Origin of the sequence: Pseudomonas sp. UBA3153 (assembly GCF_002364635.1) — a bacterium.
In the GTDB taxonomy this organism is placed as follows: Bacteria; Pseudomonadota; Gammaproteobacteria; order Pseudomonadales; family Pseudomonadaceae; genus Pseudomonas_O; species Pseudomonas_O kuykendallii.
On the sequence record NZ_DEYR01000074.1, the window covers coordinates 1 to 14,649 of the forward strand.

Consider the following 14,649-nt stretch of genomic DNA (forward strand, 5'->3'; position numbering starts at 1 on the left):
CGCTCTTCCGATCTGCCGGGGCGGCCGCCGGTGGCGCGCTGGCGGCCTTCTCCGGCGCTGACGAATCGCAGGCGCTCAACAGCATCAGGGCAAAGGCCAGGAAGAGTCCTTTCTTCTGCATCACAGTCTCCAGGGGGCAGGCAGGTCGGCGCAGGTTACGTGTATAGCCGCGCGAAGCAATGGATACAGACCAGAATAGGCAGGAATTGTTAGACCCCGTCACAGCATGCGGCAGGCGAACGCCTCCGGGCCTTCGTCTGCCGGCAGCGCGAGGGCTATCAAGGGCGCGGCCTCGGTATACTGCGCGGCCCATCAGGAGCCTTCGCATGAGCGTGAAACAGGCCTGGCGCGACATGCCCACCCACCGGCGGGTGTGGGCACTGGCAGCGCCGATGATCCTTTCCAACCTGTCCGTGCCGCTGGTGGCGCTGGTCGACAGCGCCGTGGTCGGCCACCTGCCGCACGCGCATCAACTCGGCGCCGCGGCGGTGGGCAGCGCGCTGTACCTGCTGATCGTCGGGGTGCTCGGTTTCCTGCGCATGGGCACCACCGGTTTCGCCGCGCAGGCCTCCGGGCGGGGCGATGGCGGCGGCCTGCGCCAGGTGCTATTGCAGGGGCTGCTGCTCGGCCTGCTGCTGGCGGCGCTGCTCGGCGCGCTGGCGATTCCGTTCGGCGATGCCGCGCTGGAGCTGATGAATCCCTCCGCCGAACTCGACGGGCAGACCCGCGCTTTCCTCCACACGCGCCTGCTCGGGCTGCCAGCGGCGCTGGCCAACTACGCGCTGGTCGGCTGGTTCCTCGGCACGCAGAACGCCCGCGCGCCGCTGGCGATCCTGCTGCTGACCAACCTGAGCAATGCGGCGCTGTCGCTGTGGTTCGTCCTCGGCCTGGATTGGGGCGTGGTCGGCGCGGCGCGGGCGGCGGTGCTTGCCGAATGGTGCGGCGCGCTGCTCGGCCTGGCACTGACGCGCGGCGCGCTGCGCGCCCATCCCGGAACGCTCGACTGGCCGGCGCTGCGCCGCTGGGCCAATTGGCGACCGCTGCTGGCGGTCAATCGCGACATCTTCATCCGCTCGCTGGCGCTGCAGGCGGTGTTCTTCCTGGTCACCGTGCAGGGCGCGCGCCTGGGCGACGCCACCGTGGCGGCGAACGCTCTGCTGCTCAACGGGCTGCTGCTCACCGCCTACGCGCTGGACGGCCTGGCACACGCGCTGGAGGCACTGTGCGGGCACGCCATCGGCCGCGCCGATCGCCCGGCGCTGCAACGCTCGCTGGTGGTCGCCGGCGGCTGGTCGCTGCTCGCCAGCCTGCTCTTCGCGCTGTTCTTCCTGCTCGGCGGCAGGCTGTTCGTCGGCCTGCAGACGGATATCCCGGAGGTGCGCGAGGTCGCCCTGCAGTACCTGCCCTACCTGGCCGTGCTGCCACTGGTGGCGGTCTGGAGCTACCTGCTCGACGGCCTGTTCATCGGCGCCACCCGCGCGCGGGAGATGCGCGACGCCATGCTCATCGCCTTCGCCATCAGCCTGCCGCTCGGGCTGCTGTTGCAGGGCTACGCGAACCACGGCCTGTGGCTGACCTTCCTGGGCTTCATGCTCATCCGCGGGATCAGCCTGGGCCTCTACGCCCGCCGTCTGAACCGCGCGGGCGCCTGGTTCGCCCGGGCGGCGGCCTAGCCGGGGAACACCATGGCCGGGCATGGGCGCCACCGAATGGAAGAGGCACAATGACGACGACACCCCCGCGACCGGCAGACATCCCTCAGGAAGGACCCGCATGAGTATGACGAACACCTCGCCGTCCCCTCGCCTCGAAGGCTTTCAGCCATGAGCCAGGCCATCGCCGCCTACCTGCATTACCTGTCGATCTTCGTGCTGTTCTCGCTGCTCAGCCTGGAGCACGTCCTCTTCAAGCTGCCGATGGACAGTGCACGGGCGCGCAGCCTGATACGCATCGACATCTCCTTCGGCATCACCGCCGGCGTGGTGCTGCTCACCGGCCTGGCGCGGGTGATTTGGTTCGGCAAGGGCTGGAGCTACTACCTGCACAACGGCGTATTCCACGCCAAGGTCGGCCTGTTCGTGCTGGTCGGGCTGCTTTCGATCATCCCCACACTGACCTTCTTCGAGTGGCGCAATGCCCTCAAGGCCGGGCGCGAACCGCAGACCAGCGCCGCCCGCGCGCGCCTGACGATCGGCGTGATCCGCGCCGAACTGGCCCTGCTGATGGCGATGCCGCTGCTGGCCACGCTGATGGCGCGTGGCTTCGGCTACAGCGGCTAGCGGTTGCGCCCTTGGCGGCGCGCTTCACTGGCGCATGCCGACGCCGAGCCGGTTGAAGGCGTTCATCAGGGCCACGGCGAAGCTCAGGTCGGCGATTTCGACATCGTTGAAGTGTGCCTTCAGGGCGTTGAAGACTTCGTCGGGTGCACCGCTGCGCGCCACCTCGGTCAGCGACTCCGCCCAGTCCAGTGCCGCCCGCTCGCGGGCGTCGAAGCGGCCGCTGACGCGCCAACCGGCCAGGGCGTCCAGCTTGGCATCCTCGGTGCCGCCGGCGCGCAGGGCCCTGGCGTGCATCTCGGTGCAGAACGAGCAGCCGTTGAGCTGCGAGACGCGCAGGTTGACCAGCTCGATCAGGCGCTTGCCCAGCGGGCTGCGGTCTAGGGCCTTCTTGACGGCGAGGAAGCCCTGATAGGCGTCCGGCGAGAGGTCGTAATAGGGCAGGCGCAGGCTACTCATGCCGACAGTCCTTCTTCGTGGGGAAACACATGGGTGGCCCATTGCGCGGCGATCCGTTCCAGCTGCCAGCGCACACGCGCCAGGCCGGCGGCGTGCGCCGCGGGGTCGGCGAACGGCAGCGGCTGGGTATCGACAAACTGTGCCGAGGCAACGCCGAACGCCGCGCGCAGCGCCAGGCTCAGCGTATCCCTGTGGGCGTCGCCGGCGCCGGGATCGGCGCTGTGGGTGGTCAGGAACAACACTCTCCGGCGGGCCGGGCTGCCCTGTTCATCCGACACGCAGGTCACCCCGGCGCGGACGATGGCGTCGATGAATGCCTTGAGGTTCGACGGCATGCTCCCGTTGCAGATCGGCATGGCGAACAGCAACGCGTCCGCCTCCCGCAGGCGACGGCACAGCGCAGCGGAGTCGGCCAGGATGGCGTTCATCGCCGGCTCGGCGCCGACGTGCGGCGGCGCCTGCAGCGCGAGGTCGAGGTAATCGACCTGCAGGCCATCGAGCCGCCCGCGCAACAGGTCGACGAAATACTTCGCCAACACCCGCGAGTTCGACGTCTCGCGGCTGGCACTGCAATCCACATGCATGAGTTTCACGGCAAGCTCCGCTATCGGCCTGGACATTCACTGCCTGCAACTCTAGGCGCGACATGCCATAGTCGACAGAGCCAAGAATCGATGGAATGACCAGGACATGCGCAACGACCTTCCCGACCTGCGACCGGACCGTGCCGAGGGCACGCCGATCTACCTGCAGCTCTACGCACGCTTTCGCCGGGCCATCGCCCAGGGCCAGTTGCGCCCGGGCGACCGCGTGCCGGCGGTACGGGCGCTCGCCAGCGAGCTGAACCTGGCGCGAGGCACCGTGGAGGCCGCCTACCAGTTGCTGGTCAGCGAGGGCTACCTGATGCCGCGCGGCCCCGCCGGCACCGTGGTTTCGCCGCAACTGGCGACCCACGCCTATTCCGCGGTCGCCCCGGAGGTCGTGCCGCAGAGCAGTTTCCACGCCGACGCGGGAAGCGCCGAACGCCCGCTGCAACTCGGCCTGCCGGCGCTCGACGCCTTCCCCCGCGCACTGTGGACGCGCCTGGCCGCACGGCGCCTGCGCAGCCAGTCCGGCAACGACCTGGCCTACCCGAACGCCCGCGGCGACGCAGCCCTGCGCGAGGCGATCGCCGCCTACCTCGGCGTGTCCCGCGGCATCGCCTGCAGCGCGCAGCAGGTATTCATCACCGCCGGCCACCGCGGCTCGCTGGACCTGATCTGCCGCACACTGCTGCAACCCGGCGACGCCTGCTGGTTCGAGGACCCCGGCTACCCGCACGCGCGGCTGCTGCTCGAGGGCGCGGGCGCGCGGCTGGTGCCGTTGCCGGTGGATGGCGAAGGCCTGTGCGTGGATGTCGGCCTGCACCGCGCGGCGAACGCGCGCTTTGCCGTGGTCACCCCGTCGCACCAGAGCCCCCTCGGGGTCTCCCTGTCGCTGCCGCGACGGCTCGCGCTGCTGGACTGGGCCAACGCCGCCGGCGCCTGGGTCATCGAGGACGACTACGACAGCGAATACCGCTATCAGGGTCGCCCGCTGCCGGCGCTCAAGAGCCTCGACCGCCAGGGCCGCGTGCTCTATGCCGGCACCTTCAGCAAGGTGCTGTTTCCCGGCCTGCGCCTGGCCTACCTGGTGGTGCCGGAAAGCCAGGTCGCCCGCTTCGTGCGCAGCGCCGAGGTTTTCCAGCAGCATTGCCCGTCGCTGTCGCAGGCGACCGTGGCCGACTTCCTCACCCAGGGCCATTTCGCCCGCCACCTGCGCAAGATGCGCAACCTGTACGCGCTGCGCCGCGGCTACCTGAGCGAAGCGCTGCACGCCGCCTTCGGCGATCGCCTGCGCATCGACCTGCAGGCGGGCGGCATCCAGTTGCTCGCCCAGCTGGATGCCGGCGAGGACGACCGGGCGCTCGCCGAACGGATCAACGCCTGCGGCATCGGCGTCCATGCACTGTCCAACTGGACGCTGCAGGAGCGCCATCCGCCGGGCCTGCTGATGGGCTTCACCAACCTCGCCAGCGCTGAACAGGCACGCGACGTGGTGGCGCGGATGAAGGCGGCGATGCCGCCACCCGCCCTGTCGTAGAGCGGCATCGCGCCCGGCGAGGATTGCCTGCCGAAACGAAAAAGCCCGCTCGAAAGCGGGCTTTTGGGCACACCGGGCGATCAGCTCGACAGGTACGAGGAGCGCGTCAGGCCCAGGCGCAGGGCGTCCAGGTATTGGGTGCGCTCACGTGCGCTGAGGCGCGCGCCGGCGACCTTGTCGCGGTAGTAGTTCATCAGGCCCTCGGGCGACAGGTGCACGTAGCGCAGCATGTCCTCGATGGTGTCGTGGGTCTCGATGCCGCCATGGCGCACGCTGCCGTCGGCGTCCTGGTAGACGTTCACCGAATCGGTGTCGCCGAACAGGTTGTGCATGTCGCCGAGGATTTCCTGGTAAGCGCCGACCAGGAACACGCCGAGCAGGTAATCCTCGCCCTCGCGCACTTCGTGCACCGGCAGGCTGGTCTCGATGCTCTGCTCGTCGATGTACTGCTTGATCTTGCCGTCGGAGTCGCAGGTCAGGTCCTGCAGCACCGCGCGGCGCAGCGGCTCCTCGCTCAGCCGCTGCAACGGCATGATCGGCAGGATCTGCCCGATCGCCCAGGTGTCCGGCAGGCTCTGGAACACCGAGAAGTTGCAGATGTACTTGTCGGCGAGCTTGTCGTTGAGGTCGTCCAGCACCTGCCGGTGCGAGCGCTGGCGCGCCTTGAGCTGGTTGTACAGGCGCCGGCAGATGGCGTAGTAGCTCTGCTCGGCGAGCGCCTTCTGCGCCAGGTTGAGCTTGCCCACCGAGTACTGCGCGGAGACTTCGCCGATGTAGTGGGTGGCCCGCCAGTAGGTCTCGGCGACCATCTCCGGATCGGTCGGGCCGAGCAGATCGAGCAGGTCCTGCACCGCTTCGGGCTGTTCCTGCTCGGGGTCGATGTCCGGGATGTCGTCGTTGTGCTGCTCGACGTCGGTCACCTGCACCACCAGCACCGCGTGGTGCGCGGTCATCGCCCGGCCGCTCTCGGAGAAGATGTGCGGGTGGGGGATTTCCTGGCGGTCGCAGAATTCCTTGAGCATGCCGACCACGCTGGCGGCGTAGTCGTCGATGTCGTAGTTGATCGAGCTGGCGTTGCGCGAATGGGTGCCGTCGTAGTCCACGCCCAGGCCGCCGCCGACGTCGATGTGGTCCACCGGCAGGCCCAGCGCGCGCAGCTCGCCGTAGTAGCGGATGGCCTCGCGGAAGCCCTTGCGGTAGTCCGCCAGGTTGGCGATCTGCGACCCCATGTGGAAGTGCAGCAGGCGCACGCCCTGGTCCAGCCCGGCCTGCTTGAAGCGCTCGACGACCGACAGCAGCTGCGCCGCGGAAAGGCCGAACTTGGATTTCTCGCCGCCGGTGTCCGCCCACTTGGACGACGCCAGCGAGGACAGCCGCACGCGCAGGCCAACCTGCGGAAGCAGCTTCAGCTCGGCGGCCTCCTCGATCACCAGCTGGACCTCGGATTCCTTCTCGATGACGATGAACACGTTGTGGCCGAGCTTCTGCCCCATCAGCGCCAGGCGAATGAACTCGCGGTCCTTGTAGCCGTTGCAGACGATGGTGCCGCCCTTGGGCGCCAGCGCCAGCACGGCCATCAGCTCGGGCTTGGAGCCGGCTTCCAGGCCGATGGACACATCGCGCGTGGCGATGATGTTCTCCACCACCGCTTCCTGCTGGTTGACCTTGATCGGGTACAGCGCGGTGTAATGCGCGTTGTACTCCAGGCGCTCGATGTTCGCGTCGAAGGCGCCGGTGAGCTTGCGCACGCGGTCCTGCAGGATGTCCGGGAAGCGCACCAGCAACGGCAGCGACAGCCCCGACTCGCGCAGCTGCTCGACCAGCGCCTGCATGTCGATGGGCGCATCGTCGCGACCGCCGCGCGGGCGCACTTCCACCTCGCCGCCGTCACCGACGGAGAAGTAACCGGCGCCCCAATGGCGAATACCGTAGACACTGCGGCTGTCCGCCACCGTCCAGCTGCTGCCATCGTCCTTGCGCGTACGTCGTGCGGCCATTGTTCCCCCTCGGAAATGGGCTGGGCCTGCCCGCTTTGCTCGGGGACAGGTTATGCATGGATAGTTACAAACGATCAGGTATCGACCGGCGGCCGACTACCGAAGTTTAGTTATTCGTCCCGGCGCACTGCCGGCAGGATGGAGGGCGGCTCAGCCGCCGGACTTCTTGGCCTTGAAGCCGCGCTTGATCAGCTCGTCGATGAGCAGTTGGACGTGATCGCCCTGGATCTCGATCACCCCGTCCTTCAACCCGCCGCCGCAGCCGCAGCGTTTCTTCAGCGCACTGGCCAGTTCCTTGAGCGGCTCATCGGCCAGCGGCACCCCGGCGATGGTGGTCACCGTCTTGCCGCCGCGGCCCTTGGTTTCGCGGCGCACGCGGGCGATGCCGTCTCCGGCGGGAACGACGCTTTGCTTGCAGATGCAGGCCTCCACGGGCTGGCTGCAATCCGGGCAGTGCCGGCCGCTGTCGGTGGAGTACACCAGGCCGCCGAGGGCGGCCAATGACGAAGCTTTCTTGACCACCGGCTGTTCCTCGTAGGGGTCAGGATAGCGACAGGCTGCCGGCGAAAGACGCGTGCGGGCAACCGCGAGGCCCCACTCAGGCAGGGGCAGCGCAGACCCACGCGGCGCGCGGGCGGGAAAGGCCGCGCAATTTAGCAGCAATGGGCGCAAATGCTAATAGGAAATTGCAGCCGGATTCACCGGCCGCGGCACAGTTCGAAGGCTTCCAGCGAGTCCGGACAGTAGGGTTTTTCGCGCAGTTCGACGAACACCCGCTGCTGGCTGATGAAGCGCGCCTCGATCACTTCCTCCGGCTGCAGGCGCAGCGCGCCGTCCCACACGGCGGAAAACACCGCCGCCCAGATGCGGTTGTCGGGGTGATCGAAGAAGAACCGTCCGTGATCGCGCAACGCCACGCCAGCCACGCCCAGTTCTTCCTCCAGCTCGCGCGCGGCGCCCTCGGCGTAATCCTCGTCGGCCGCCAGCATGCCGCCCGCGGCGACATCCCAGTAGCCCGGATACAGCGCCTTGCTCAGGCTGCGGCGGTGCACGCAGAGGTCGCCGGCGGCGTTGAACAGCAGCACGAAGCAGGCCCGACCGATCAGCCCGCGGGCGCGCAGCTCGGCGCGGGTCAGGCTACCGAGTAGGCGATCCGATTCGTCGACCCAGGCCACCTGCTCGGCATCCGAGGCCGCGCGATGCGCCTGCTCCGCGCTGAGCGACATCGATCAGCCCTGCTCCAGCAGGTTGCGCAGATCGATCACCGCGGCGTTGGCGCGCGAGATGTAGTTGGCCATCACCAGCGAATGGTTGGCGAGAATCCCGTAGCCGCTGCCGTTCAGCACCATCGGGCTCCACAGCGGCTCCTGCGCGGCTTCCAGCTCGCGGATGACCTGCCGCACGCTGATGGTGGCGTTCTTCTTCGCCAGCACGTCGGCGAAATCCACCTCGATGGCACGCAGCAGGTGCGACAGCGCCCAGGCCTGGCCACGCGCCTCGTAGAACACATTGTCGATCTGCAGCCAGGGCGTCTCTACGGTGTCCTCGCTGACCTTCGGCACCTCGCCCGGACGCACTTCGGCGGGATTCACATCGGCGTTCAGGCGTACCCGCCCGACGCTGGCGGACAACCGCTGCGACAGCGAGCCGAGCCGCGTGGCGACGTCGCCCATCCAGTTATTCAGGTTGTCGGCGCGGGTATAGAACTGCGCATTGCCCTGGTTCGGGTCGGACAACCGGGCCAGGTAGCGATCCAGCGACTTGATGCCCTCGCGGTACTCGCTCTCGGAGGCCGGCAGCGCCCAGCTCCGGTTGTCGAAGTTGAAGCGCGGCTCGGCCTTCGCCAGGTCGCCGTCCTCGGTGGATTGCGACTGCGAACGGGCGAAATCCTTGCGCAGCGCCCGTGACAGGTCGCGGACCTGCACCAGCACGCCGTATTCCCAGCTGGGCATGTTGTCCAGCCAGAGGCCGGGCGGCAGCTTGTCGTTGGAGAGGTAGCCACCCGGCTTGTCGAGCAGCGTGCTGGCCACCTGCTTCAGGGTTTCCACCGTGGTGTAGCCGATCACCATCTGTCGCTGGGCACTCTGCGCCGCCGCCTGGGCGTGCTGCTGCACGGGGAACAAGTCAGGCTCCCGGCTCCAGTACCAGCCGACCACCAGAGCCACCAGCAGGTAGATGACCAGCAATGCTCCCAGGCCGCGTACCAGCAGCCCACCCGGCGCCGAGCGCTTGCCGAGGGTCTCTTCGCGTGGCGCGCTATCGCCGGTGCGTGTCTTCCAATCCAACATGGCGTATTCCTTGCTGTTCGAATGCATGTCTTCTGACCGCAGCCTGTCTCCAGGGTTGCGAATCACGGACTCACTATAAGGCATCGTCGACGCATCGCCGGCGACGCCTTGAACCAGAGCGGTCGGCAGATAGCCGTTCGACGTAAAAATGTGGCGCCAGAGGATCGGCGGTGATGTAAGCGGAATGCAGAGAGTGGTAGCATCGAGCCATCACGCTGAACGGATACGTCAGCGCTAAAACCCTCAAGATGTGGGCCATGAGCGAATACGAAGATCCCAACCGCGACCGACTGAAGAACCACTTTGCCCAACGCGTGATCCATCAGGCTCGCCAGGTGCTGGAGGTCTGGCAACGCCTGCAGGCGAGCGAGTGGAACGCCGGCGACATGAGCGAACTGGTGGACGCCAATACGCGCCTGCTGCGCTACGCCGAACGCTTCGAGCAGGAGGAACACGCCCAGCTGGCGCGGCGCATCGCCACCAGCCTGGAAAGCGTCGAAGCCAACCGCGGCCGCCTGAACAGTCCGCTGATCAGCGAAATCCACCAGCTCATGCAGCGTCTCTCGCGCACCGGCCTGCGCCATGGCGACCTTGCCGAGTCCTTTCTTCCGCCGCTGCGCAAGCCGGTCTATCTGGGATTGCAGGACCAGGAACGTAGCGAACGCCTGGCCCAGCAGCTCGAATTCTTCGGCCTCGCGGCGCAGGCGCTGCACAGCGCCGCCGAGTTCCGCGCGGCGATGAGCGAACGTCACCCGGCCGCGATCGTCATGGAAGTGGACTTCGGCGGACACACCGCCGGCCTCGCCCTCGCCGAGGAATCGCAGCAGGGACTGGAGCAGAAAATCCCCGTGCTGTTCTTCAGCCACGAGGAAACCGACGCCCCGACGCGCCTCGCAGCGGTGCGTGCCGGCGGCCAGGAGTTCTTTACCGGTGCCATCGACGCCTCCAGCCTGCTGGAAAAGATCGAGATCCTTACCCGCACCGCGCACTACGAACCCTACAGAGTGCTGGTGGTGGATGACTCGCGCGCCCAGGCGACGCACACCGAGCGCGTGCTGAACAGCGCCGGCATCGTCACCCGAACCCTCACCGAGCCGATCAAGGCGATGGCCGAACTGGCCGAATTCCAGCCCGACCTGATCATCCTCGACATGTACATGCCCGACTGCACCGGCACCGAGTTGGCCAAGGTGATCCGCCAGCACGAGCGCTACGTCAGCGTGCCGATCATCTACCTGTCCGCCGAGGACGATCTCGACAAGCAACTCGACGCCATGAGCGAAGGCGGCGACGACTTCCTCACCAAACCGATCAAGCCGCGCCACCTGATCGCCACGGTACGTACCCGCGCCACCCGCGCACGCAGCCTCAAGGCGCGCATGGTTCGCGACAGCCTGACCGGCCTGTACAACCACACGCACACCCTGCAACTGCTCGAAGACGCCCGCGCCCGCGCGCGCCGCGACGGCAAGCCGCTGACCTTCGCGATGCTCGACATCGACCATTTCAAGAAGGTCAACGACACCTACGGCCACCCCATGGGCGATCGCGTGATCAAGAGCCTGGCGCTGTTCCTCAAGCAGCGCCTGCGCAAAACCGACCACATCGGTCGCTATGGCGGCGAGGAATTCGCCGTGGTGCTGCCGGACACCAGCGCCGAGGCCGCCTTCAAGGTGCTCGACGACATCCGCCGGCGCTTCGCTGAAATCCGCTACCCGGAGCAACCGCACGACCTCTCCTGCACCTTCAGTTGCGGCATCGCCGAGCTTGGTCCGGACATGGAGATCAACCGCCTCTCCAGCCAGGCCGACCAGGCGCTCTACGTCGCCAAGAACGGCGGGCGCAACCGCACCGCGGTATTCCAGGAATGAGCGCCAGGGCTGCCCGCCCACGCTGTCATCAGACTGAAATCGAACCGCAATAACCTCCGAACCTACCCTCACGTCGTGTGTCGAGGTTCGGATGCGCCTGAAGCTGCTCACCACCGTCAATACCTTTCTTCTGATCACCGCCTGCCTCGCGCTAGGCGCCACGCTGTGGTGGTCGCAGCGTGCGCTGGAGCGGCCCTATCAATTGATGGAGCGCTACCAGGCGCTCTCCCGGGAGTTTCGCGAGCAGGTGGCCGACAACGTGCAACGCTACCTGGCGAGCGGCGACGCCGTGCACCACGCGCAGGCCAGCCGCGCACTGGAGGAACTGGCCACGGCACTAGATGCGCTACCCGACGGTTTCGCCGCCCCCCTGCGCCCCAGCCTCGACGAACTGCGCCAGTTCGCCGCCGGCGAGCTGCTCGCTGCCGGCAAACTTGGCGGTGATCCGCAGGGCCTGTTGTTGCAGGCGGAGCGCGAGATGAGCGGCGCGCTGGAAGCGCTGTCGGCCTATGCCGCGCAAAGCGATGCCGGCGCCGCCCGCGAATACGCCGCGCCGCTGTTCGAGGCGTCACGCCATCTGCTGCGCCTGAGCCATGCGCGCGGGCGCATGGTCGGCAGCGGACGCGAGGAACTGGGCGAAGACGTCGAGCGCGAACTCGCCGCGCTCGACGCCCAGGCGAAACGCATCGACGCGCTGCCGCTGCTCGGCGTCGCCACCCAAGAGGATTCCGCCGGTTCCAGCTTCGCCGCGCTGATGGGACTGGACGCTCCCGAGGCCAGCCAGCCGCCGGTGGAAGACCGCGGCATCGCCCTCAAGCGCGAGCTCGCCGGCCTGCTGCAACGCTACCCGGCGGAACTCGGGCGCACCCGCGCGCTGATCCAGCGCCGCGGCGAACTGGCCACCGAAACCCAGGAAAAGGTCCTCGCCCTGCAGAACGCCCTCGCCGCGCTCGAACCCGTGGTGCGCGGCGAACACGCGCGCATCCAGTTCGAGGTACGCCTGATCCAGGGCCTGATGATCGGCATGATCCTGCTCATCGCTCTGGTGGTCGATCGCATCCAGCGCCACCTGACCCACGCCCTCGGCCGCCTGACGGAAGCGCTCTCGGCCTGGGCCGGCGGCAATTTCGGCGAACCCGTCGCACTGCGCACGCGGACCCGCGAGATGCGCGACATCGAGGCGTCGCTAAACCGCTTGCGCAGCTATCTGGTGAACCTCGTCGGCACCATCCGCGAGCACGCCCAGCAGGTCGCCGGCAGCAGCCACGCGCTGGCCGAACTGAGCAGCGGCCTGCACCGCGGCGCCGAGCGCCAGGTCGGCGATACCGCGCAGATCCGCGATGCGCTCGGCGAGCTGGAGTCCACCATCCAGCGCGTCGCCGTCGATGCCAGCCAGGCCGCGGGGGCCAGCCGCGCCGCCGGCGAGGCGGTGGAACTGGGCCAGCGGGTGATCCTTGACAGCCTCGCCGGCATGCACGGGCTGGTGGGCGAAGTGCAGGGCAATGCGCTGGCCATCGAGCGGCTGGCCGAGGAAACCGCCACCATCGGCAAGGTGCTCACAGTGATCCGCGGCATCGCCGAACAGACCAACCTGCTGGCGCTCAACGCCGCCATCGAGGCTGCACGCGCCGGCGAACTGGGCCGCGGCTTCGCCGTGGTCGCCGAGGAGGTGCGCTCGCTGGCCCAGCGCACCGCCGGCGCCACCGAGGAAATCCAGCAACTGATCGGCAACCTGCAGCGCGCCGCCCGGCAGTCGGTGGACACCATGCGCGTGCAGGTCGAGCACGCCGAAAACACGGCACGGCAGGCGGCCGCCGCCGATGGCGCGCTGGACCAGGTGGTCGCCTCGATCCGCGGCATCGCCGGCATGGCCGAACGCATCGCCGACGCCACCGCGCAACAGAGCGGCGCGGTCAGCGAGATCCGCGACCACAGCGAGCGCATCCATCACTTGGGCGGCAGCAACCTGGAACGCATCGGCGCCGGGCGCAATCAGGGCGAGCGCCTGCTGGCGCTGGGTAGCCAGCTGGACACGGCGGTGCAGGCGTTTCGCGTGTGAGGGCGAAGCCTGGCGCGGATGCCGTCGTCCCCTATCGGGCCACAGTCCATCGCATCGAAAGGCAGGCGTAATGGGTGCGAGCGTTCATTGACCGCGGGGTGGATCACGCCTTATCGGTCCGCTCCGCAGTGTGGCGGCGCTTGACCTGGCCCCTGCACGCACCGCCCCCCTCGGCTATCATGCGCGCTTCCGATTTCGCGAGACCGCCATGCGCCGCCTGCTGCCTCTCCTGCTGTTGCTGATCGCCCTGCCGGCCGCCGCCGGGATTTTCGACAAGCGTCCGAGCGCCGAACTGGGCGCTCCGCTGAACAACAGCAGCGACTTCCTGCCCGTGCGCGAAGCCTTCCGCCTGGACCTGATCGAGGGCGATGCCGACAGGATCAAGCTGCGCTTCACCAATGCGCCCGGCTACTACCTCTACCGCCATCGCTTCGCCTTCCGTAGCGAGCCGGCGGACATCGCCCTCGGCCAGCCGCAGCTGCCGGCCGGCGAGCACAAGACCGACGAGTTCTTCGGCGAGGTCGAGGTGTACCACGAAGGCCTGGACATCGATCTGCCGGTCGACAACCCCGTCAAGCGCCCCTTCACCCTGCTGGTGACCTATCAGGGCTGCGCCGACAAGGGCCTCTGCTATCCGCCGGAAACCCAGCGTTTCAGCATTGGCGAGGTGCCCGCCGCAACCGGCTACACGGCGCCGGCCGGCGCAAGCGGCTGGAAATGGAGCGAACTGGTGCTGTTCTTCCTCGCCGGGCTCGGCTTGACCTTCACCCCTTGCGTGCTGCCGATGCTGCCGATCCTCTCCGGCGTGGTGCTGCGCGGGCGCATCGGCGGCTGGCGCAGCCTGAGCCTGTCGCTGGCCTACGTGCTGTCGATGGCCATCTGCTTCGCCGTGCTCGGCGCGCTGATGGGCGTGTTCGGCGCCAGCCTCAACCTGCAGGCGCGGTTGCAGTCGCCCTTCGTGCTGGTGCCGTTTGCCGCCTTCTTCGCGGCCTTCGCGCTGGCCATGTTCGGCGTCTACGAACTGCGCCTGCCGCGCCTGATCAGCGAACCGCTGAACCGACTCGCCGACGACACCCGCGGCGGCTCTCTGTGGGGCGCGGCGTTGCTCGGCGTGCTTTCCAGCCTGCTGGTCAGCCCGTGCGTATCGGCGCCACTGGCCGGCGCGCTGCTCTATATCAGCAGCAGCGGCGACGCGCTGGGCGGCGGCCTGAAGCTGTTCGCCCTCGGCATTGGCATGGGTGCGCCGCTGGTGCTGTTCGCCGTCGGCGGCGGCAGCCTGCTGCCGAAATCCGGCAACTGGATGATCGGCGTGCGCAATGCCTTCGGCGTGCTGCTACTGGCCGTCGCGGTGTGGATGCTTGAGCGCGTGTTGCCCGGCGCGCTGTCGCTGGCACTCTGGGGGCTGCTCGCCGCCGGCGTAGCGCTCTGGCTCGGTGCCCTCGAGTTCGTGCCGAAAACCCAGCGCCAGCGCCTGGCGCAACTCGCCGGGCTGGCGCTGCTCGTTTACGCGGCGAGCGCCTGGGTCGGCGCACTGCAGGGCGAAAGCGATCCGCTGCGCCCGCTGGGCCGCGGCCAGGC

General features: G+C 68.2%; 12 protein-coding genes. 6 read left to right on the top strand and 6 right to left on the bottom strand.

The window, feature by feature from the left end; translation table 11 throughout:
* Positions 1-326 precede the first annotated feature (326 nt).
* Both B2X67_RS16760 and B2X67_RS16765 read left to right on the top strand, forming a co-directional pair.
* The gene (locus B2X67_RS16760) at positions 327-1,673 is read left to right on the top strand and encodes an MATE family efflux transporter (RefSeq protein ID WP_286786179.1); all 1,347 of its coding nucleotides are present in this window, start codon (positions 327-329) and stop codon (positions 1,671-1,673) included.
* Positions 1,674-1,823: 150 nt separating this feature from the next.
* A complete protein-coding gene (locus B2X67_RS16765) occupies positions 1,824-2,279 on the top strand; it encodes a DUF2214 family protein (RefSeq protein ID WP_273228995.1) in 456 nt (151 codons plus the stop codon).
* Between the two features lie 24 nt (positions 2,280-2,303).
* Here B2X67_RS16765 and B2X67_RS16770 read toward each other — a convergent pair whose 3' ends face one another.
* Positions 2,304-2,735 (bottom strand): carboxymuconolactone decarboxylase family protein, encoded by a 432-nt coding sequence (locus B2X67_RS16770; RefSeq protein ID WP_286786180.1) that lies wholly within the window; start codon positions 2,733-2,735, stop codon positions 2,304-2,306.
* Positions 2,732-3,319 (bottom strand): NAD(P)H-dependent oxidoreductase, encoded by a 588-nt coding sequence (locus B2X67_RS16775; RefSeq protein ID WP_286786188.1) that lies wholly within the window; start codon positions 3,317-3,319, stop codon positions 2,732-2,734. The genes B2X67_RS16770 and B2X67_RS16775 overlap by 4 nt, the downstream gene beginning before the upstream one ends.
* 106 nt (positions 3,320-3,425) lie before the next feature.
* Between B2X67_RS16775 and B2X67_RS16780 the strand changes: the two genes are divergently transcribed.
* Entirely contained in the window at positions 3,426-4,856 is a 1,431-nt protein-coding gene (locus B2X67_RS16780) for a PLP-dependent aminotransferase family protein (RefSeq protein ID WP_286786181.1), read from the top strand.
* An 80-nt stretch (positions 4,857-4,936) separates the two neighbouring features.
* Here B2X67_RS16780 and speA read toward each other — a convergent pair whose 3' ends face one another.
* From speA to B2X67_RS16800, 4 genes are all read right to left on the bottom strand, one after another.
* Complete coding sequence (speA, locus tag B2X67_RS16785) at positions 4,937-6,853, bottom strand: arginine decarboxylase (protein ID WP_286786182.1); 1,917 nt, start codon at positions 6,851-6,853, stop codon at positions 4,937-4,939.
* A 150-nt stretch (positions 6,854-7,003) separates the two neighbouring features.
* Entirely contained in the window at positions 7,004-7,375 is a 372-nt protein-coding gene (locus B2X67_RS16790) for a translation initiation factor Sui1 (RefSeq protein WP_090223880.1), read from the bottom strand.
* A 176-nt stretch (positions 7,376-7,551) separates the two neighbouring features.
* Positions 7,552-8,079 (bottom strand): NUDIX hydrolase, encoded by a 528-nt coding sequence (locus B2X67_RS16795; RefSeq protein ID WP_286786183.1) that lies wholly within the window; start codon positions 8,077-8,079, stop codon positions 7,552-7,554.
* Positions 8,080-8,082: 3 nt separating this feature from the next.
* Positions 8,083-9,141 (bottom strand): DUF2333 family protein, encoded by a 1,059-nt coding sequence (locus tag B2X67_RS16800; protein ID WP_286786184.1) that lies wholly within the window; start codon positions 9,139-9,141, stop codon positions 8,083-8,085.
* 257 nt (positions 9,142-9,398) lie between these two features.
* Between B2X67_RS16800 and B2X67_RS16805 the strand changes: the two genes are divergently transcribed.
* From B2X67_RS16805 to dsbD, 3 genes are all read left to right on the top strand, one after another.
* Positions 9,399-11,012, top strand: a complete 1,614-nt coding sequence (locus tag B2X67_RS16805; RefSeq protein ID WP_286786185.1) for a response regulator — start codon at positions 9,399-9,401, stop codon at positions 11,010-11,012.
* Between the two features lie 1,471 nt (positions 11,013-12,483).
* Entirely contained in the window at positions 12,484-13,071 is a 588-nt protein-coding gene (locus tag B2X67_RS20905; protein ID WP_376747822.1) for a methyl-accepting chemotaxis protein, read from the top strand.
* A 208-nt stretch (positions 13,072-13,279) separates the two neighbouring features.
* Positions 13,280-14,649 (top strand): protein-disulfide reductase DsbD (dsbD, locus tag B2X67_RS16815; protein WP_286786187.1); only part of this gene is annotated, 1,370 nt, incomplete at its 3' end.